This is a genomic window from Acetoanaerobium sticklandii, assembly GCF_000196455.1.
Classification (GTDB): Bacteria; Bacillota; Clostridia; order Peptostreptococcales; family Filifactoraceae; genus Acetoanaerobium; species Acetoanaerobium sticklandii.
The window spans coordinates 2,027,459-2,046,021 of the sequence record NC_014614.1; the positions used below are offsets into that span (position 1 = coordinate 2,027,459).

General features: G+C 33.5%; 15 protein-coding genes. 3 read left to right on the plus strand and 12 right to left on the minus strand.

What is annotated here, in order from left to right; translation table 11 throughout:
* From rsmH to yfmF, 4 genes are read right to left on the minus strand one after another with little or no spacing between them, the layout of a single operon-like run.
* The gene (rsmH, locus tag CLOST_RS09610) at nt 1–933 is read right to left on the minus strand and encodes a 16S rRNA (cytosine(1402)-N(4))-methyltransferase RsmH (RefSeq protein WP_013362114.1); all 933 of its coding nucleotides are present in this window, start codon (nt 931–933) and stop codon (nt 1–3) included.
* Between the two features lie 22 nt (nt 934–955).
* The gene (lgt, locus tag CLOST_RS09615; RefSeq protein ID WP_013362115.1) at nt 956–1,705 is read right to left on the minus strand and encodes a prolipoprotein diacylglyceryl transferase; all 750 of its coding nucleotides are present in this window, start codon (nt 1,703–1,705) and stop codon (nt 956–958) included.
* An 11-nt stretch (nt 1,706–1,716) separates the two neighbouring features.
* Nucleotides 1,717–3,009 (minus strand): EF-P 5-aminopentanol modification-associated protein YfmH, encoded by a 1,293-nt coding sequence (gene yfmH / locus CLOST_RS09620; RefSeq protein ID WP_013362116.1) that lies wholly within the window; start codon nt 3,007–3,009, stop codon nt 1,717–1,719.
* Nucleotides 3,010–3,035: 26 nt separating this feature from the next.
* Nucleotides 3,036–4,304 carry an EF-P 5-aminopentanol modification-associated protein YfmF gene (gene yfmF, locus CLOST_RS09625; protein WP_013362117.1) on the minus strand — a complete coding sequence of 423 codons (1,269 nt, stop codon included), beginning with the start codon at nt 4,302–4,304 and terminating at the stop codon, nt 3,036–3,038.
* Nucleotides 4,305–4,548: 244 nt separating this feature from the next.
* On the opposite strand from yfmF, the gene ychF reads away from it, so the two are divergent.
* Nucleotides 4,549–5,646 (plus strand): redox-regulated ATPase YchF, encoded by a 1,098-nt coding sequence (gene ychF, locus CLOST_RS09630; RefSeq protein ID WP_013362118.1) that lies wholly within the window; start codon nt 4,549–4,551, stop codon nt 5,644–5,646.
* A gap of 206 nt (nt 5,647–5,852) precedes the next feature.
* On the opposite strand, the gene CLOST_RS09635 is transcribed toward ychF, so the two are convergent.
* The 4 genes from CLOST_RS09635 to CLOST_RS09650 form a co-directional block, all read right to left on the minus strand.
* A complete protein-coding gene (locus tag CLOST_RS09635; RefSeq protein WP_041487180.1) occupies nt 5,853–6,308 on the minus strand; it encodes a DUF6773 family protein in 456 nt (151 codons plus the stop codon).
* Nucleotides 6,298–6,504: a helix-turn-helix transcriptional regulator gene (locus CLOST_RS09640; protein ID WP_041487181.1), complete on the minus strand. Its 207-nt coding sequence runs from the start codon at nt 6,502–6,504 to the stop codon at nt 6,298–6,300. The genes CLOST_RS09635 and CLOST_RS09640 overlap by 11 nt, the downstream gene beginning before the upstream one ends.
* A 211-nt stretch (nt 6,505–6,715) precedes the next feature.
* Entirely contained in the window at nt 6,716–7,513 is a 798-nt protein-coding gene (locus CLOST_RS09645; RefSeq protein WP_013362121.1) for a hypothetical protein, read from the minus strand.
* 23 nt (nt 7,514–7,536) lie between these two features.
* Nucleotides 7,537–10,023, minus strand: a complete 2,487-nt coding sequence (locus tag CLOST_RS09650) for a 3'-5' exonuclease (protein ID WP_013362122.1) — start codon at nt 10,021–10,023, stop codon at nt 7,537–7,539.
* Between the two features lie 82 nt (nt 10,024–10,105).
* On the opposite strand from CLOST_RS09650, the gene CLOST_RS09655 reads away from it, so the two are divergent.
* Both CLOST_RS09655 and CLOST_RS09660 read left to right on the plus strand, forming a co-directional pair.
* The gene (locus CLOST_RS09655) at nt 10,106–11,092 is read left to right on the plus strand and encodes an MBL fold metallo-hydrolase (RefSeq protein WP_013362123.1); all 987 of its coding nucleotides are present in this window, start codon (nt 10,106–10,108) and stop codon (nt 11,090–11,092) included.
* A gap of 202 nt (nt 11,093–11,294) precedes the next feature.
* Entirely contained in the window at nt 11,295–12,773 is a 1,479-nt protein-coding gene (locus CLOST_RS09660) for an aminoacyl-histidine dipeptidase (RefSeq protein ID WP_417201885.1), read from the plus strand.
* A gap of 120 nt (nt 12,774–12,893) precedes the next feature.
* Here CLOST_RS09660 and nifJ read toward each other — a convergent pair whose 3' ends face one another.
* The 4 genes from nifJ to CLOST_RS09680 all read right to left on the minus strand — a co-directional run bounded on the left by nifJ (nt 12,894) and on the right by CLOST_RS09680 (nt 18,563).
* A complete protein-coding gene (gene nifJ / locus CLOST_RS09665; RefSeq protein ID WP_013362125.1) occupies nt 12,894–16,430 on the minus strand; it encodes a pyruvate:ferredoxin (flavodoxin) oxidoreductase in 3,537 nt (1,178 codons plus the stop codon).
* 151 nt (nt 16,431–16,581) lie between these two features.
* Complete coding sequence (deoC, locus tag CLOST_RS09670) at nt 16,582–17,253, minus strand: deoxyribose-phosphate aldolase (protein ID WP_013362126.1); 672 nt, start codon at nt 17,251–17,253, stop codon at nt 16,582–16,584.
* A gap of 18 nt (nt 17,254–17,271) precedes the next feature.
* Nucleotides 17,272–17,844, minus strand: a complete 573-nt coding sequence (gene pduL, locus CLOST_RS09675; protein ID WP_013362127.1) for a phosphate propanoyltransferase — start codon at nt 17,842–17,844, stop codon at nt 17,272–17,274.
* Nucleotides 17,845–17,972: 128 nt separating this feature from the next.
* On the minus strand, nt 17,973–18,563 hold the full coding sequence (locus CLOST_RS09680) for a flavodoxin family protein (protein ID WP_013362128.1): 591 nt from the start codon (nt 18,561–18,563) through the stop codon (nt 17,973–17,975).

Below are 18,563 nucleotides of genomic sequence, written 5' to 3' on the forward strand. Positions count from 1 at the left end.
TTAGAGCTTTCTTGCCGCTCTTAACTTTGCACTTCTTGACCTAGGATTCATTTCCACTTCATTTTCGCTAGGAAGTATAGGTTTTCTTGTTATAATCTCAACTACTTGTTTCGAATTACATATGCATACTGGAAACTCAGGTGGACAAGTGCAGCTATATTGTAATTTTTTAAACACATTTTTAACTATTCTATCTTCAAGAGAGTGAAATGTAATTACTGCTAAAACACCGCCCTCATTCATCATGTCCACAGCTGCAAGCAATGTCTTTTCTATTACATCTAGCTCTCTATTAACTTCAATCCTAATAGCTTGGAAGGTTCTTTTCGCAGGGTGCTGGTTTTCATCCCTCATCTTCTTTGGTATAGCCGCTTTTATAGCATCTACTAGCTCAAAGGTCGTTCTTATTGGCATAGTAGTTCTTCTTTCAACAATAATCTTTGCAATTCTAGCCGACCAATTCTCTTCGCCATAATCCTTAATAACACGCTTAAGTTCGGCCTCAGAGTAAGTGTTAACAACATCGTATGCAGAAAGCTCTGCATTATTGTCCATTCTCATATCTAGTGGTGCATCTTGCATATAAGAAAAGCCTCTTTCTGGAACATCTAGCTGATGAGATGATACTCCTAAATCCACTAAAAACCCATCAATTGTTTCGATTCCTAATTTATTAAGCTCTTCTCTTAAATTTTCAAAATTGCTATGAACAAGTATTGTCTTATCCATAAAATCCTTTAGCTTTTCCTTTGCCGCAGAAATAGCGTTGATGTCTTGATCAAAACAAATAAGCTTTCCTGAAGTAAGCTTTTTTACGATTTCAAGAGAATGACCTGCTCCTCCCAAGGTTCCATCGACATATATTCCATCTGGCTTTATATCTAATATGTCAACAGCTTCATTTAGTAACACAGTTACATGTTTAAATTCCACAAGCTTCCTCTCCTACACTCTATTAATTTTCACGATAAGCTGGGCTAATTTTTTTATTTTTTAGTAAATTATATAATAAAATTCCCGAAGCTATCATCAATGCGCTTATAAGCTGAGCCACTCTAAACGACCCAAACATCAAACTATCTGTTCTCAAGCCCTCTATAAAAAATCTTCCTATAGAATACCCTATAAGGTATATGCTTGCCATTTGTCCATCGAATTTTTTGTTTTTAAAAATCTTCATAAGAAAAACAAAGATTATTAAATTCCAAATTGATTCATATAAAAATGTGGGGTGTACTTTTACTCCGTCTACCATTATACCCCAAGGTAAATTAGTAGGTCCTCCGTGGGCTTCCTGATTGATAAAATTGCCCCATCGGCCTATAGCTTGACCTAAAATCACTGAAGGAGTAACTATATCTGCCACCTTAAGCACATTCATCTTTCGCTTAAAACAAATGATTAGGCCCCCTAAGATTCCTCCTATAAGTCCTCCATGAATGGCCATACCTCCCATTCTTGTATTGAACATCGATAACCAGTTGTCTTGATAAAGCTCTAGATTGAATATTACATAATAAAGTCTAGCTCCAATAACAGCAAGAGGTAAGGCTAGTAGGCTCACGTCTAAAATATGGTCTTCTACGAAACCCTCTTTTTTACCATTTCTAATTGCTAACAGTACACCAATTATCATAGCCGCTGATATGATGACACCATACCAGCGAACTTCCATTCCAAATAAATTAAATGCTACGGGATCCATAATATCCTCCCTTACTTATCTTCTTTTGGCATAATAATTGAAATTACGCTCATATCATTGTCAAAATGTTCTTTAAGTCTTTCATTTAAAGCTTCAATTTCAATAGATTTTAGTACCTCATAATATTCTAGTATATCCATGCCCTTAAAATAATATGACAGATAGTTATTGGCAATAAACTCAATTGAGTCAAAGGATTTTATAAAGCTTCCTATTTTTTTCTTTTTAGCTCTTTCAAAATCTGCTTCATCAATTCCTGCTATTTTTGCACTTTCTATAGCTGAAAATATTTCATGCTTAACTGCTTCTATATCTCTAGTTTCTCCAGATATTATTGTATAGCCATAGTCTATGTGCTCTGTGTAATCACAGCTTATTCCTCCAAAGACCAATCCTTCTCTGTAAAGTTTATCGTACAACTGGCTTCCTTTTTTGAATAGTATATCCAAAATCAGCTCAGTTACTATTGATTTTTTCATAAGCTCCTTTGAACCTAAAACTGCTGCCCTATCTTTATAACCAATAGAAAACATAGGAACAGATACATCAAGCTGCTCAATAATCTCTTTTTGTCTTATCTCATCAGTTTCTAAAGGCTCAATTCTTTTTATCTCACCGTCAAACATAAATTCGTCTTTTACTGTAGATTTTACAATGTTCATAACTTCATCTTTATCTAGCTCTCCTATGACAAATAAAGCCATGTTGGACGGGCTGTAGAAAGTCTTATAGCAGCTGTAAAGCTCATCTGGAGTAATTTTATAGATGCTTTCAACAGTTCCTGCTATATCTATACTATTGGCATGTACTTTATACATGGCTTTTAGCGTGTTAAAAAACAGCTTCCAATCTGGATTATCGTCATACATTTTAATTTCCTGAGCTATTATGCCTTTTTCTTTTTCCACATTTTCTTCCGTAAAATATGGTTCCTGAACATATGAAATCAAATGTCTAAGTCCTTCTTCAAAATTTTCAGTTGAAGAAAAAAGATAGGCCGTCATATTAAAGTTCGTAAATGCATTTGCATTTGCACCAATTTTGGCAAAATCATCAAAAGCATTGCTTCCATCTGGCTGTTCAAACATTTTATGCTCTAAAAAATGTGCTATTCCTTCATTCACTTTTATTTTTTCATTTGTATGTGGGCTTATAAATTCAAGGTCGTTTGAGCCGTAATTTGTCGCTAGTACAGCGTATTTTTTTGTAAAGCCACGTTTTGGCATGAAAAATACATCCATATTGTTATGAAGTTTTTCATGGTATACATATTCATTCAAAAGTTCATTTTTTATTATTTGCATATATAGTCTCCTACTTAGGTTTAAATTTAATTATTTGATTTTCCTGTCAAGAAATATACTGTATCAAGATATATTTCTTTACCTACTTCTACAATATCGCTTATTTCTACTTTACTAACAAGGTTAATTACATCATCTATGGTTCTATTTGAGTCTTGGATGCTCATGCTGTAGTAGTAATCAGTAAAAGCTGATAAATTATCATTTAAGGATTTAAGGTTATTTATTATGAACTTCTTGCTATTTGTAAGCTCTTCACTTGTAATATTTCCCTGCTTCATATCGTCAAGTTCCTTCGATATTAACTCAAGAGCTTTATCGTAATCTGAAATTTCTATCCCAGCAGATATAAACATAAGTCCCTTAAGCTTTTCTAATGAAGAATATATCGAGTAGCATAAGCTATGCTTTTCTCTCACATTTAAAAATAGCTTTGAATGAGCTCCACTTCCTAGAACTGCAGAAAACATCATAAGATTATAGTATTTTTCATCTTTGTAGTCCATGTTGGTTCTGAGTCCTAAAACTAGCTTCCCTTGATTTATATCCATCTCCTCAGTAATATATGAAGCTTCAGGCTTTTTATAAATCTGTTCATTATCTATTTTTACCAATTCTTTTCTTTCAAAATTAAATTTAGATTTTACTGTCTCTATAATTTCATCTCTGTCAAAGCTTCCTGCGATTACAATATCTATAGGTGAGGTTTCAATTATTTCTTTATAGTGAGAATACAAGCTCTTTTCATCTATTTCTCCCAAATCCTCAATATATCCATCCTCAGATATACTAAAAGGCTCTTGCTTGCACATATTCTCTATACATTTTTCTACAGCATAATGCCCTTTGTTATTTATTTTTGATTTTATATCCTCTTCTAGGATTGTTTTTTCTATATCTACATATTCTTTTATAAATCCGCCGTCCTTTGTAAGTGGATGAAGAATTATCTCTTTTAACATTGCCAAAGAATCTTCAAACACAGGCTCAGGCAAATACATATCTCCTACGCAGTACATTCTAAAAGAAAGCACTTGCCTTTCTCCCATTTTATCAACGGATACCCCTATTGTACTTCCGTACAAATCCTGCAATTTCTTTGCTATTGCTATAGGGTTTGGATATCCAACTGTTGCAGATTTTAGCACTGATGGAATAAGAGAGTTCTTTGTAACCTCTTCTCTATTTAGAGGTCTTTTAAGATATACTGTTACTATATTAGTTTTATAATTATCTCTAGGAATGAGCATTAAATTTATCCCATTATTAATATTTATTTTTTCATAGCCTTTCAAGTTTTTGCCTCCTTAAAATACGCAAAATGTTAATTTTATTTTTAATATTATACCTTTTATTAAAGTCTCATTTTATTATTATAGCAAAGAAACGAATTAATAAGTATAATAATGTATTGAAATTTATCGTTCTTCTATAATATAATCAAAATAATGTGCTTGTGTTGATATTTTAAAAATTTAATTATTATATTAAGATGTTTTCACGATAATAAACTTAAGAGAGTAAGGAAGGAAAGATTATATGAAACTTGGAATTGTTGGGCTTCCTAACGTAGGAAAAAGTACTTTATTTAATGCAATAACTCAGGCAGGAGCTGAATCAGCTAACTACCCATTTTGTACTATTGAGCCAAATGTAGGTGTAGTTGCTGTACCAGATGACAGACTTGAAAAATTAGCAGAGCTTTACGAATCAAAAAAATTAGTTCCAACTGCAATTGAATTTTACGATATTGCTGGATTAGTAAAAGGTGCTAGCAAAGGCGAGGGACTAGGAAACAAATTTTTATCTCATATCAGAGAAGTAGAAGCTATCGTGCACGTTGTAAGATGTTTCGAAGATAGCAATGTAGTTCACGTAGATGGTGATGTAAATCCAATAAGAGATATTGAAACTATAAACTTAGAGCTTATATTCTCAGATATGGAAATGCTAGAAAGAAGACTAGCAAAATCTCAAAAGGCTGCAAAATCAGATAAAGCACTGGCTGCTGAAGTAGACCTAATCAAAACAGTGTTAGATACTTTAGAAAGTGGAAAATCAGCTAGAACACTTGATTTATCTGATGATGAAAAGGCAGTAGTAAAATCATTCAATTTACTTAGCTCAAAGCCTATAATATACGTAGCCAACGTATCTGAAGAGGAAGTAGCTGACGATGCTAAGGACAACCCATATGTAAAGCAGGTTCGTGAATTTGCACAAACTGAGGATGCTGAAGTAGTTGTTGTCAGTGCAAAAATAGAAGAGGAAATATCTCAGTTCGATAAAGAAGAAAAAATTGAATTCCTTAAGGATATGGGGCTAGATAAATCTGGTCTTGATAAGCTAATTCAAGCTAGCTATAAGCTACTTGGTTTAATCAGCTTCTTAACTGCTGGACCAATGGAGTCAAGAGCGTGGACTATCAAAGACGGAACTAAAGCTCCACAAGCTGGAGGAAAAATTCACTCTGATATCGAAAGAGGATTTATAAGAGCGGAGACTATATCTTTTGATGATTTAGTAGTTCATGGCGGAAATATGGCATCAGCTAAAGAAAAAGGGCTAGTGAGATCAGAAGGTAAAGAGTATGTAATGAAAGACGGAGACGTTGTACTATTTAGATTTAACGTGTAGAAAAACACCCAACTGGGTCAGAGAGTATTTTATTTGAACTATTAATGAGCGTGTGTGCAATTAGAAGATAAATTCGTAGATACAGCAAAGAGTTGAACGAAGTCATCCTTTTTAAGATGGCCCTTTTGTTCAACTCTTTTTGTTAAACTCACAAATAAATTCGAGTAGAAATAACGATGAAAAATTTACGAGTTAGTATTCCTATTTTATTCGTCCATTTCATCTTCATTTAATTTATTTTCAATAGTTTGCTGTTTTTTCTTGTTTATATATATTATCCCTGAGTTCAATACAAAGAAAATAATAACAAAGTTCACAAAGTATAATGTTAAAGTTTTGATATCATATTTACCACTTAACAACGCAAAAATGATTAAGGAAATGACACCTGTTATAATTGTGGTTAATAACAATTTTTTCTTTCCATCAACTTTTGGGCTAAAAATATCAATTCCTTCTTTAAAATGGCGTATTGAAATATATAAGCCACACCCTATTAATACAAAAAATTCAACTGCATATTGTGCAAAGGGAGAGTTCATAAAAAATTGCTGTACAATAATAGAAATAATTAACACACACACAATGCAAACATACGCATCGCTTTGGATTTTTCTTCTTACCATAAGTATTCTTTCATCTTGAATTTTATTACTTTTCATATGGCTCCTCCCAGAATAAATCATTTAATGTTTTATTGAGTGCTTTGCAGATTGCTATGCATAGATTTAATGTAGGGTTATAATCACCAGCTTCAATAAGTCCTATAGTTTGTCTTGTCACTCCAACTAATTTTGCTAAATCTGCTTGGTTCATATCACATTCAATACGAGCGATTTTCATTCGTTTATTCTTCATACAACCCTCCTATATTGCATATAGTAATTTATATATTTCTAAATGTCAAGTATATATTGCATTTAGTCCAAAATATTAGCAATCTAAAATTAATAGATTGCTAATACATAATAATTGTTTCAAAACTAAATAGCGGTAGATTCTTACCGCATATTTTATCTTAACTTAACTATATTGCCAATTAGGTGGTATTTTTTAGTTTCATTCTTGCTTATCTAAATAAAAGTCCTATGAAGATAGACATCAGCAAAAATACTAAAGAAGCAGATAATAATATCTTAGGTTTCTTTTCAAGAGAGTTAAACTTTTGGATGATTTCCTTCAGCTTACTTTCTGTCTGATTTGATTTTTCTTTTTCATTGTCACTTTCAAAAAAATCATCTGCTATTTCTTCTTCGATTACATCTGATTTTTCATCATCTTGAATAAAAATATCTATGGAAGAATATTTTTCTAACACTTCAGTTTTGTTTCGTTCACAATTCCCACAAACATTAGAATTTTTATCATTAAAATATCCACATACACATCGCCAGCTTAAATCATTGTTTTGAGCAAGAGATATTGCATCTTCTCCTACTTTATCCTTAAGCAAGTTTTTTTGCTTACTATCTAAAGCTTCCAAAACAACAATTTCGGAGTCTTCATATTTTAAATCAAGTGCATTTCCATCTTCAAAAAATCCTCTCACAAGAAATATATCTACTTTTCTTGCATCTGAAAATTCACCTGGTATAAAAAAATTGCCAATGTTTCCTATAGCCCCACTTGGAATAAAAAAGTCCTTTTGGCTTATGCTATATGTGTCGTTATTTAATTTTTCTAAAATTGAATTATAAAATACAACCTCATAATCTAGTGCAACTAATGCTCTAGAATGAAGATTCATAACTTCCATCTCTAATTTCAAGTTGCTTTTTATTCCAGATACTTCAGCTGCCATTACCTGAACAAACGAATCCCCGCCTACACTTGCTCCACAGGGCAAAGATATGATTTTTCTTTCCATGCTATCCTCCGTTAATACTAATTTTACCTAAAATCAATATATTTTCTTTCAATCTGATGTATAAATCTACTTGGTTTATTTAGCTCTTTAGCTTGTTCCTCTCCAACACTATAGGTGATATAAAGATTTGATTTTGGCCTTGTAATCGCCACATAAAAAAGCCTTTTTTCTTCTTTTAGCCCTTCTCCAGATTGATTTCTAGAGGATGGGAAATTTTCATCAGTGGCATTGTAAAGGTATACTGTATTGAATTCTAGTCCTTTTGCTTGATGAACAGTAATAACAGGTACTTGGTCTTTTATATTCAAAAATCTATCTGTATCATTGCCTAGTGAAGCAATTTCTAGTAGCTCAGCCAGGGATTCTAATGTGGGCTTTTCAGTTTTATCGTATTCTCTAAATATCCTATATAATTCTCTTAATTTAAGCAGTTCTACTGATGTTTTGCTGTATTTTTCAATAAGCCCAGCTCTTATAAGAGCCTCATGCAGTATATCTTGAGGTCGTTTCTCTTTGCTTAGCTCGGCTAATATCCCTAAGTTTCTAGCAATAGGATAAAAATAATCTTGATACTTTGTGAATACAGCCTGCCTTTTTGCTTGTTTTTCTAATAGTTTAGCAACTACTTTTTCAAGTACCTCTAAGGTACATATCACATCGTCCATAGCATTGTGCGTAGGTGTATGGTTTAATGAAAATTCTTTAAATAAATTTCCTAACTTATAGCTAAAAAATCCTGGGTAGGTTTTTCTTGTAAGTATTAGAGTATCAAATATTTTACTCGATAGCTTGTCTATATTTAAATCGATAGCCTTCATATTTTCTTTTAGGATATTTATGTCATAGCTGACATTATGACCAACTATTACAGAGTCCTGAGAAAATAAAAGGAAATCATCAATAGCGCTCTTAGCATCTACTCCATTTTGAAATAGAAACTCATCTGATATATTGTGAATCTTAAATGAATCTCCAACACTATAATCAATTTTTATAAATCTCTCAAATTTTTGTAGGACTCCATTTTTCCCACCTTTTAAAGCAGCTATTTGAATTATTTTATCTTTTTTTATATCTAGGCCTGTAGTTTCTACGTCAAATACCACTACTTCATTTGATTCAAATGCCTCTAGTAGTTCTAGGTATGGATCCTTTGTTTTATATACCTTCTCATTTAAAAATTGTCCTATTTCAAGGTATGCTTTTTCCTGCTCTTTTGAAAATTTTTCAACTAAATCGGAATTTATTCTTTTCAGGCTCAAAATATCCTTGGGGTTCAACATCAACTTAATATAGGCTAAAGCATTTTTTATTTCTTCTCTACTGAAAAATCTAGTTTTGTCCATCACAAACACAGGTATGTTATTTGATTCTAAATAATCTCCTATAGTTTTAGCATCTTTATTTGTCCTAGCTAAAACAGCTTGATTTGAATATGCCTTATCCATCTTTTGATTTTCTATTATTTTTGATAATATATACGCATGCTCAGCATTTAAATTCTTAAATCCTCTAACCTTTATTTTTTCTGTATCTTCATATACATTTTGATTATCTATGTTATTTCCTAAGAAAGATTCTGCCGCTTCTAATATGAGCTTTGTAGAGCGATAATTCTCTTCAAACCTCACCGTGTCATAACCTGGGTTATTAATTTTAAAATCCCTTAAAATCTCATTTGGCTGCGAGCCTCTCCATTCGTATATTGTCTGATGAATATCACCAAACAAAGCTATATTGCCGTGTTTCTGAAACAGCGTTTTAATTATTTTGTATTCTATCATATTTGTATCTTGAACTTCATCCAGCTCTATCCATTCAAAATAGCTTTCCCAGCGCTGTCTAATCGAGTCCTGTTTAAAAGCCCCAGAAACTCTAACAACTAAAGATGTAAAATCCATAAGATTATAGGCTTTTAACTGAGCAACATACAAGTTTAATATTTCTGAGATAGAGTCAGCTAGGCTGCCTAGAGAATATGCTAATCCTCTCTCTTTTATTAACTCTTCAAAATATGCTTTTGCATCAAACTTCTTTTCATTTATATATGGAAATTCTCTAGCTTGTCTAATATAATCTACAAACAGCTGCTCTTCTTTGAAATACAAATGACTTTTATATCCTCTATTTACTATTATATCTCTTATAATTTGTCTAGAATCGTCTTCGTCAATAACAATAAAATCTGGACTCAAAAAAAGATTAACAGCCTCTTGCCTTAAGATAAAGCCACAAAGCCCATGAAATGTAGATATTCTAATTTTATTTGCAATATCTCCAATTACAATTTCTAAGCGCTTCTTCATGGATTTAGCGGCTCTGTTTGTAAAGGTAAGTAATAGCATGTCTTCGGGCTTTACTCCAGAGATGTATGCATTATATGCCCTAAGTGCTATTACATCTGTTTTGCCTGTACCAGCTGGAGCCATTACAATAAGTGGTCCAAAAACCTTATCGTAAGCTGTCTTTTGCTCTTTATTTAATCTTTCAATATATTTTACAGGATTCATTAAATCATCCTCTCAATTAACCTTATTGTAGTTTTTATATTTTTAATATAGACTCATAATTATAGCAAAAGGAGGTACTATCGTGATTCAAAAAGTATATGAAAATATCTATCTAAACAGTGTAAGATTGCCAAATACCCCTCTTAAGTCTCTCAATAGTTATATTATAACAGATGCTAATCGCGCATTGATAATAGATTCTGGGTTTAATACCCAAATTTCAAGCGAGGATTTTTTTAGTGGAATTAAAGAGCTAGGCATAGATATTAAAAACACTGACTTGTTCTTGACTCATCTTCACGCTGACCATAGTGGCCTAGCTAGCCTGTTTCAGAGAGAGTCATCTGGTAAAGTATATTCTAGCATCAATGATGCTTCATATATCACAAAGATGATTCAGCACAGCTTTTCAGATTTATTTATTATGAGTCTAAAACTTTTTGGAATGGATGCATCTGAGGAATTTTTCAGTAGCCATCCTGCAATTTCGTATTGTCCTAATTCAGCAATAGATTTCACCTATGTCAAGCCTAATGATATTATTAAAATAGCAGATTTCGAATTAAATGTCATATCTGTTCCTGGGCACACTCCTGACCATATATCTCTATATGATCCTAATAAGAAAATTTATTTCTCAGGCGATCATATTTTAGATTCTATATCTCCAAACATTGCTTTTTGGGGTGATGAGCATCCTGATATGCTAGGAGAATATCTATCTAGCTTAGATAAAACTTCAGCCTTAGATATAGATATAATATTTCCATCTCACAGAAATATAATCAAGGATTACAAAAGAAGAATAGCCGAAATTAAAGCTCACCACTTCGAAAGACTAAGTGAAGTGCTAGGACTGCTCGATGAAAAGGGTTCAAAAGCAACTGTTATAGAAATAGCTTCTACAATGCACTGGGATTATAGAGCCGAGAGCTTTGACGCGTTTCCAAATGCTCAAAAATGGTTTGCGTGCTCTGAAGCTATGGCACATCTAGAGCACCTAAAAAGCATGGGTAAAATAAGTTCTTCAGACATCCAAGGAATTCGTTATTATTTCTATAACGCTTAATTGTATTACTTATCTTTTAATCTCTTTCTTAATAATGCTTCATTCTTTGATATATGCTATTATAAATTTTTCTCTATACTTTTTTCTTTTCAATTCTTTATATATATTTATTTTGTTATATATCTAAACTTCTTTTGTAAAAAATACTTAATTTTTTGTATAAATAGTATATAATGGTGTAAGAGTTAATTAAATTTGAGAGGTGATAATCTTGGAAAGAATATTAAATTTTGAACCAAAAAAAGTTTTCACATATTTCGAGGATTTAACAAGAATACCAAGAGGTTCTGGAAACGAAAAAGAAGTTAGTGACTATCTTGTAGAGTTTGCAAAATCTAATAATTTAGAATATATTCAAGATGAATATATGAACGTAATAATAAAAAAACCAGCTACCCCTGGTTATGAATCTCTTCCTGCTGTTATACTTCAAGGCCATATGGATATGGTAAATGAAAAAAATAATGACAAAGTTCATGATTTTGATAAAGACCCTCTTACTTTAAAAATAGTTGGAGATGATATCTATGCAGATGAAACTACACTAGGAGCAGACAACGGAATAGCTGTTGCTATGGCTATGTCAATTTTAGCTTCATCAGATGTAGCACATCCAGCACTAGAAGCAGTTTTCACTGTAGAAGAGGAAACAGGACTTGTTGGAGCTCTAAAATTAGATGGCTCAAAACTAGACGGAAAATATCTAATCAACATCGACTCTGAAGAAGAAGGAGAGCTTTTAGTAAGCTGTGCGGGTGGCTCAAGAATTAAATTAATTCTTCCAGTATCATATACTGATATAGATAGCAATAGAGTTGATTTAAAAGTATCTGTAAAAGGTCTATACGGCGGACATTCTGGCATGGACATAATTAAAGGCAGAGGCAATGCAAACAAGCTAGTCGGTAGAATTTTAGACGCTATGATAACTGAAGGCATTAACTTTGAACTTTTCAATGTCAATGGCGGTTCTAAAATGAATGCTATCCCAAGAGAAGCAGATGCTGTAATTGCTGTGAATTCATCTGACAAAGCTAAAGTTGAAGCACTTATCTCAAAATGGAATGATATTCTAAAAAATGAATTAAGAGGCAAAGACGATAACGTTCAAGTAGTTGTTTCTGAAATCAAGCAAGATTCTACTAAGGTCTTTGATGAAAACTCAAAATTGACTGCAATTGCTACTCTTATGATGGTTCCAAATGGCATTATGAGTATGAGTCATGCTATCGAAAATCTTGTAGAGAGTTCAGTTAATCTAGGAGTTCTAACTACTACAGATTCTTCAGTGAGCTTTGAATGTGCTCCTAGAAGCTCAGTAGGTAGCTTAAAAGAAGCTATAAGAAATCAATATAAAGCTTTAGCTTATTTAGTTGGCGCAGAGCTTGTAACTGATTCTGATTACCCTGAGTGGCAATACAATCCTGATTCAAAGCTTAGAACTCATTTTGAAAAGGTTTATAAGGATATGTACAACAAAGACAGCAAAGTAGTAGCTATTCACGCTGGAGTAGAATGTGGACTATTTAAGGAAAAGCTTCCTGAGCTAGATATGATATCAATAGGACCAAATATGGCAGATGTTCATACTCCAAATGAGCATGTTAGTATCTCTTCAATCCAAAGAACATATAGCTATCTACTTGAAGTTTTAAAAAGATTTAATGAAATAGAAAGATAAAAAAATAAAGTGACCCCTAGATGAATTTCATCTAGGGGTCTTAGTTTGTGATGTATTTTCTGGGTCTATATTTTCAGGTCATTTTATAGTATTCCGATTTTTACTAATCAGAATTAAATTCTAGTATTGCATTTCAGCCATTCTTTTGTATCCAAGATATCTTTCTTTTGCTTCTTCTTCTGCTTTATCAAATAACTCTTCAGCTATTTCAGGGAAAGTAGATTTTAAAGAAGTATAACGAACTTGTTTGTCAAGGAACTCTCTAAAGCTTGCAGTTGGCTCTTTTGAATCAAGAGTAAACGGATTCTTTCCTTGCTCTTTAAGCTCTGGATTGAATCTGTATAAATGCCAGTATCCAGCATCTACTGCTTGTTTAGTATTTTCTTGAGTTCTTCCCATACCTTCTTTTAATCCATGGTTAATACATGGAGCATAAGCTATGATTAGAGATGGTCCATCGTATTTCTCAGCTTCTAAAAGAGCTTTCATAAGCTGATTTTTATCAGAACCCATACCAACTTGAGCTACATATACATAACCATAAGTTGCAGCTATCATACCAAGGTCTTTCTTCTTAACTTTTTTACCAGAAGCAGCAAATTTAGCAACTGCAGCAGTAGGTGTAGCCTTAGAAGACTGTCCACCAGTATTTGAGTAAACCTCTGTATCCATTACAAGAACATTTACATTTTCTCCTGATGCAAGAACGTGATCTAATCCACCGTATCCGATATCATAAGCCCAACCGTCTCCACCGAATATCCATACTGATTTTTTCACTAGGAAGTCAGCTTTTTCTTGGATTTCATCTCCAAGTTTCTTAGCTTCTCCAGTTAAAGTAAGAATAGCTTCTTTAACTTTTAATGTAGCTTCTTTACTAGCATCTGCATCTTCCATAGAAGAAATCCACTCTTCGAAAGCAGCTTTAGCTTCAGCAGGAATATCCATTTCTACTAGCTCAGTCATTATATTTCTAAGTCTTTCTCTCATTGTTTTAACAGCTATTGCCATACCGTATCCATACTCAGCATTATCTTCAAATAATGAGTTAGCCCAAGCAGGTCCTTTGCCTTGTGCATTCTTAGTATATGGTGTAGATGGAGCTGATCCACCCCAGATTGAAGAACAACCTGTAGCATTTGCAATTATCATTCTATCTCCAAATAATTGAGTAACTAACTTAGCATATGGAGTTTCTCCACAACCAGCACAAGCTCCTGAGAACTCAAGAAGTGGTTGAGCAAACTGGCTACCTTTGATTGAGTTTTTAGCCATTAAGTTCTCTTTATAAGAAACACTTGAATGAGCATAATCAAATTTTCTTATTTGTGATGTTTGAGTTTCTATAGGCTTCATAAGAAGAGCCTTTTCACCTTTTTTACCTGGACAGATATCTGCACAGTTTCCACAACCAGTACAATCAAGTGGAGTAACCTGAATTCTGTATCCTAGTCCTTCAAAGCCTTTACCCATTGCTGGAAGTGTTTCGAAGCCTTCAGGTGCACCCGCTTTTTCTTTGTCATCTACTAAGAAAGGTCTAATAGCAGCATGAGGACATACGAATGAACACTGGTTACATTGGATACAGTTTTCTGCTTGCCACTCTGGAACATTAACAGCTATACCACGTTTTTCGAAAGCTGCTGATCCATGAGGCATATGTCCATCTTCAGCTCCAACAAATGCTGATACTGGAAGATCATCTCCAGCTTGTGCATTAACTGGTCTAAGGATGTTCTTGATGAAATCTGGCTCATCTTCGTTTTTAGCTATAATAGAATCTGCCGCAACACTAGCCCAAGCAGCAGGTACTTCTACCATGTGAAGAGCATCCGCTCCTTTGCCAACTGCTAAGAAGTTCATATCAAGAATTTTTTGTCCTTTTTTACCATAGTCTTTAACTATTGAATCTTTAAGGTATTTTTCAGCATCAGCCATAGGAATAACATCCGCAAGCTTAAAGAATGCTGATTGCATAATCATATTTATTCTATTTCCAAGTCCAATCTCAGCAGCTATATCAGTAGCATTGATTGTGTAGAACTTAATTTCGTTTTCAGCTATATATTTTTTCATTGATGATGGAAGATTCTCTTCTAGTTCAGCATCTGACCATTTGCAGTTAAGTACAAATGTTCCACCTTTTTTAAGTCCTCTTAGAAGCTCATATTGAGTAACATAAGCTTGATTATGACAGGCAACAAAGTCAGCTTCATCAATAAGGTAAGTTGATCTTATTGGTGTTTTACCAAATCTTAAGTGAGAGATTGTAACTCCACCAGATTTTTTAGAGTCATATGAGAAATATCCTTGAGCATACATATCAGTATGGTCTCCGATAATCTTAATTGCAGACTTGTTAGCTCCTACTGTTCCATCTGAACCAAGGCCCCAGAACTTACATCTTACAGTTCCTTCTGGTGCAATTCTTAGTGCTTCACCTGCTGGAAGTGATAAGTTAGTAACATCATCTTCTATAGAAATAGTGAAGTTATTCTTTGGTGCATCAGCTTTAAGGTTATTAAATACTGCTAGAAGGTGAGTTGGAGTAGTATCTTTTGATCCAAGTCCATATCTTCCGCCTACGATAACTGGAGCATTTTCTTTTCCGTAGAATAAGTTTCTAACGTCAAGATATAGTGGTTCTCCCATTGCTCCTGGCTCTTTTGTACGATCAAGAACAGCAATTTTCTTAACTGTAGCTGGTAGTACATCAAAGAAGTATTTCTCAACAAATGGTCTGTAAAGACGAACTTTAATTAAACCAACTTTTTCGCCTTTTGCCATTAAAGCATCTATAGTTTCTTCTAAAGCTTCAGTAACAGAGCCCATAGCTATAACTATATTTTCTGCATCTGGTGCTCCATAGTAATTAAATGGTTTGTATTCTCTTCCAGTGATTTTAGAAATTTCTTTCATATAATCATAAACTATGCCAGGAACTTCATCATAGAATTTATTAGATGCTTCTCTAGCTTGGAAGAATATATCTGGGTTTTGAGCAGTTCCTTTTGTGTATGGGTGCTCAGGATTTAAAGCTCTTTTTCTAAATTCAGCTACAGCATCTTTATCAACTAATCTATCAAATTCTGCATAATCGATTAGCTCAACTTTTTGAACTTCATGAGAAGTTCTGAATCCATCAAAGAAATGTACAAAAGGCACTCTTGATTTGATAGCGCTAAGGTGAGCAATTCCACCCAAATCAACGACTTCCTGAACTGAACCAGATGCTAAGAATGCAAATCCAGTTTGTCTAGCTGCCATAACGTCTGAATGATCTCCAAATATTGAAAGCGCATGGCTTGCTACTGCTCTAGCAGTTACATGAAGTACTCCTGGAAGTAATTCACCAGCGATTTTGTACATATTAGGAATCATTAATAGTAATCCTTGAGAAGCTGTGTATGTAGTTGTTAATGCTCCAGCTGATAATGAACCGTGTACAGCTCCTGCTGCTCCACCTTCAGATTGTAGCTCAACTACCTTAACCTCTTGTCCAAAGATATTTTTTTGACCATTAGCTGCCCACTCATCAGTAAGTTCTGCCATTGGAGATGATGGAGTAATAGGATAGATAGCCGCAACTTCAGTAAATGCATAAGATACATAAGCAGCAGCGGTGTTTCCATCCATGGTTTTCATAATTTTAGCCATTGATTTGTTCCTCCTTGTTATTTGAAATTTGAGTAATTAGTTAAAAACTCTTAAGTACAATGTATACATAAAAACCTAGTACATATATTTGTACTTTAGATAAATAAGAAATTGAAAATATATATAAAACGATAAAATCGTTTTAAACAAATTAATAGCCTGAAGACTGAGATTTTGAAGCTGTCACAATAGCTATAGAAGCACTTGCTCCTATCCTAGTTGCTCCGCTTTCAATCATAGTAACTGCATCCTCATAGGTTCTTACACCTCCAGATGCTTTTACTCCCATTTCAGTACCAACAGTTTTTCTCATAAGTGCAATATCTTCTTTTGTTGCTCCACCAGTAGAAAAACCAGTAGATGTCTTTACAAAATCAGCTCCTGCATCTTTAGCTAGTTTGCATGCTCTTTCTTTTTCTTCATCTGTTAAAAGACAAGTTTCAATAATAACCTTAACTAGAGCTTTTTTGTCAGCCGCATTAACCACAGCCTTTATATCCTCAAGCACTTCATCATTTTTTTTATCTTTTAATTTAGAGATATTAATCACCATATCTACTTCTGCTGCTCCCTTTTGAATAGCATCCTTTGTTTCGAAAGCTTTTGTTTCTGGAGTACTTGCTCCTAAAGGAAATCCTATAACTGTACATACAGCTACATTGCTTTCACTTAGCTCTTTTGTCGCTAGCTCCACAAATCCAGGATTTATGCACACTGAAAAAAAGTCATACTCTTTGGCTTCATTGCAAAGCTTAATAACTTCATTTTCCGTTGCATCAGCTTTTAAAAGTGTGTGATCGATATATCTAGAAAGATTTTTCATTTATGTTTTGCCTCCAAATTATCCAATCTTAATAAGTTCTACTAAATCTCCATTTGCTACTCCTGCGGCATTTCCTTCTTCAAGGTCAACGTGCATTTCAAGTGCGTAGCTTGGGTTTGCTCTTACAAGTACGTTCTTGAATACAACTGCTCTTTCGCCACCAGTTTCAACATCTACAATATCCATATCCTTTACGCCGAATTTTTCAGCATCTTCCATATTCATATGTATATGTCTAGAAGCAACGATTATTCCTTTTTCTAACTCAACTTCTCCAGCTGGTCCCACAAGCTTTGCACCAGGGCTGTTATCTATATCTCCAGAATCTCTGACAGGAGCTTTTACTCCAAGTGCTCTAGCATCAGCAAGTGATACCTCTACTTGAGTTTGCTTTCTAGCTGGTCCAAGTACCCTAACTCCTTTTAGAGTTCCTTTTGGTCCTACTAAATCAACTTTTTCCTCACAAGCATATTGTCCTGGCTGAGATAAATCTTTAGATGGAGTAAGTTCATAACCTTTTCCAAATAGAATTTCTATATGCTCTTGACTTAAATGAAGATGTCTATTAGATAGTGCTATTGGTAATTTCATCAAATGCCCTCCTATAATATATAATAAGAATAAACCTATCAGCTTAATTATACTGTATATGGTTATAGTAAATCAAATCTTATTTATTTTATTTTGCTACATATTAGAATTATCAATAAAATAATTTTTTAACACATTGATACTTTCATATTTTTGACAAGTTGCTCAATTTCATTTTCAAAATTTTTTAAGAAATCTTCTCTATCCCAAACTGGAGAATTGTCAATATCAGAAATTTGAAGATGATTTAAAAGCTTCGTATTTATGCATCTAAAATAAAACTCCATGATTGCTTTATTCCCTATAAACTGAGTTTCATAGGGTTTTGCCCCTCCAAGAGACACAAGCAAGCCAAATCTTTTTTTGTACCTGTCTATAGACGGCTCATTAAGAATATATTTACTTGCATAAAAAGCCTGAGTTCTGTCTACAAAAGCTTTTAATTTTGCTGGTACTCCATCAAAAAAAACCGGAGATAATACTATAGTCCCACAAGATTTGTTAATTTTTTCATAAAGCGGCGTCATGTCATCCTTCATAAAACACTTTCCTGTTTTATCACAGTATCCGCAAGCAATGCAAGGCTCAAAATCCAAAGTCCTAAGGTTAATATATGTAGGCTGTATGCCATGTCTATTTAAAATTTTAAGCGCTTCATCAGCTAAATATGAAGTGTTTCCTGATTTTCTAGGGCTTGCATTTATTATAATGATATCCAT

Excerpts from the sequence above, each read along its gene's own strand:
- CLOST_RS09650 (WP_013362122.1), bottom strand. The coding sequence starts at position 10,023 with ATGAATCCTGTAAAATATATTGAAAGATTAAATAAAGAGCAAAAGACA.
- ychF (WP_013362118.1), top strand. The coding sequence starts at position 4,549 with ATGAAACTTGGAATTGTTGGGCTTCCTAACGTAGGAAAAAGTACTTTA.
- CLOST_RS09680 (WP_013362128.1), bottom strand. The coding sequence starts at position 18,563 with ATGGATATCATTATAATAAATGCAAGCCCTAGAAAATCAGGAAACACT.
- yfmH (WP_013362116.1), bottom strand. The coding sequence starts at position 3,009 with ATGCAAATAATAAAAAATGAACTTTTGAATGAATATGTATACCATGAA.
- lgt (WP_013362115.1), bottom strand. The coding sequence starts at position 1,705 with ATGGATCCCGTAGCATTTAATTTATTTGGAATGGAAGTTCGCTGGTAT.
- CLOST_RS09645 (WP_013362121.1), bottom strand. The coding sequence starts at position 7,513 with ATGGAAAGAAAAATCATATCTTTGCCCTGTGGAGCAAGTGTAGGCGGG.
- CLOST_RS09635 (WP_041487180.1), bottom strand. The coding sequence starts at position 6,308 with ATGAAAAGTAATAAAATTCAAGATGAAAGAATACTTATGGTAAGAAGA.
- deoC (WP_013362126.1), bottom strand. The coding sequence starts at position 17,253 with ATGAAAAATCTTTCTAGATATATCGATCACACACTTTTAAAAGCTGAT.
- CLOST_RS09640 (WP_041487181.1), bottom strand. The coding sequence starts at position 6,504 with ATGAAGAATAAACGAATGAAAATCGCTCGTATTGAATGTGATATGAAC.
- nifJ (WP_013362125.1), bottom strand. The coding sequence starts at position 16,430 with ATGGCTAAAATTATGAAAACCATGGATGGAAACACCGCTGCTGCTTAT.
- pduL (WP_013362127.1), bottom strand. The coding sequence starts at position 17,844 with ATGAAATTACCAATAGCACTATCTAATAGACATCTTCATTTAAGTCAA.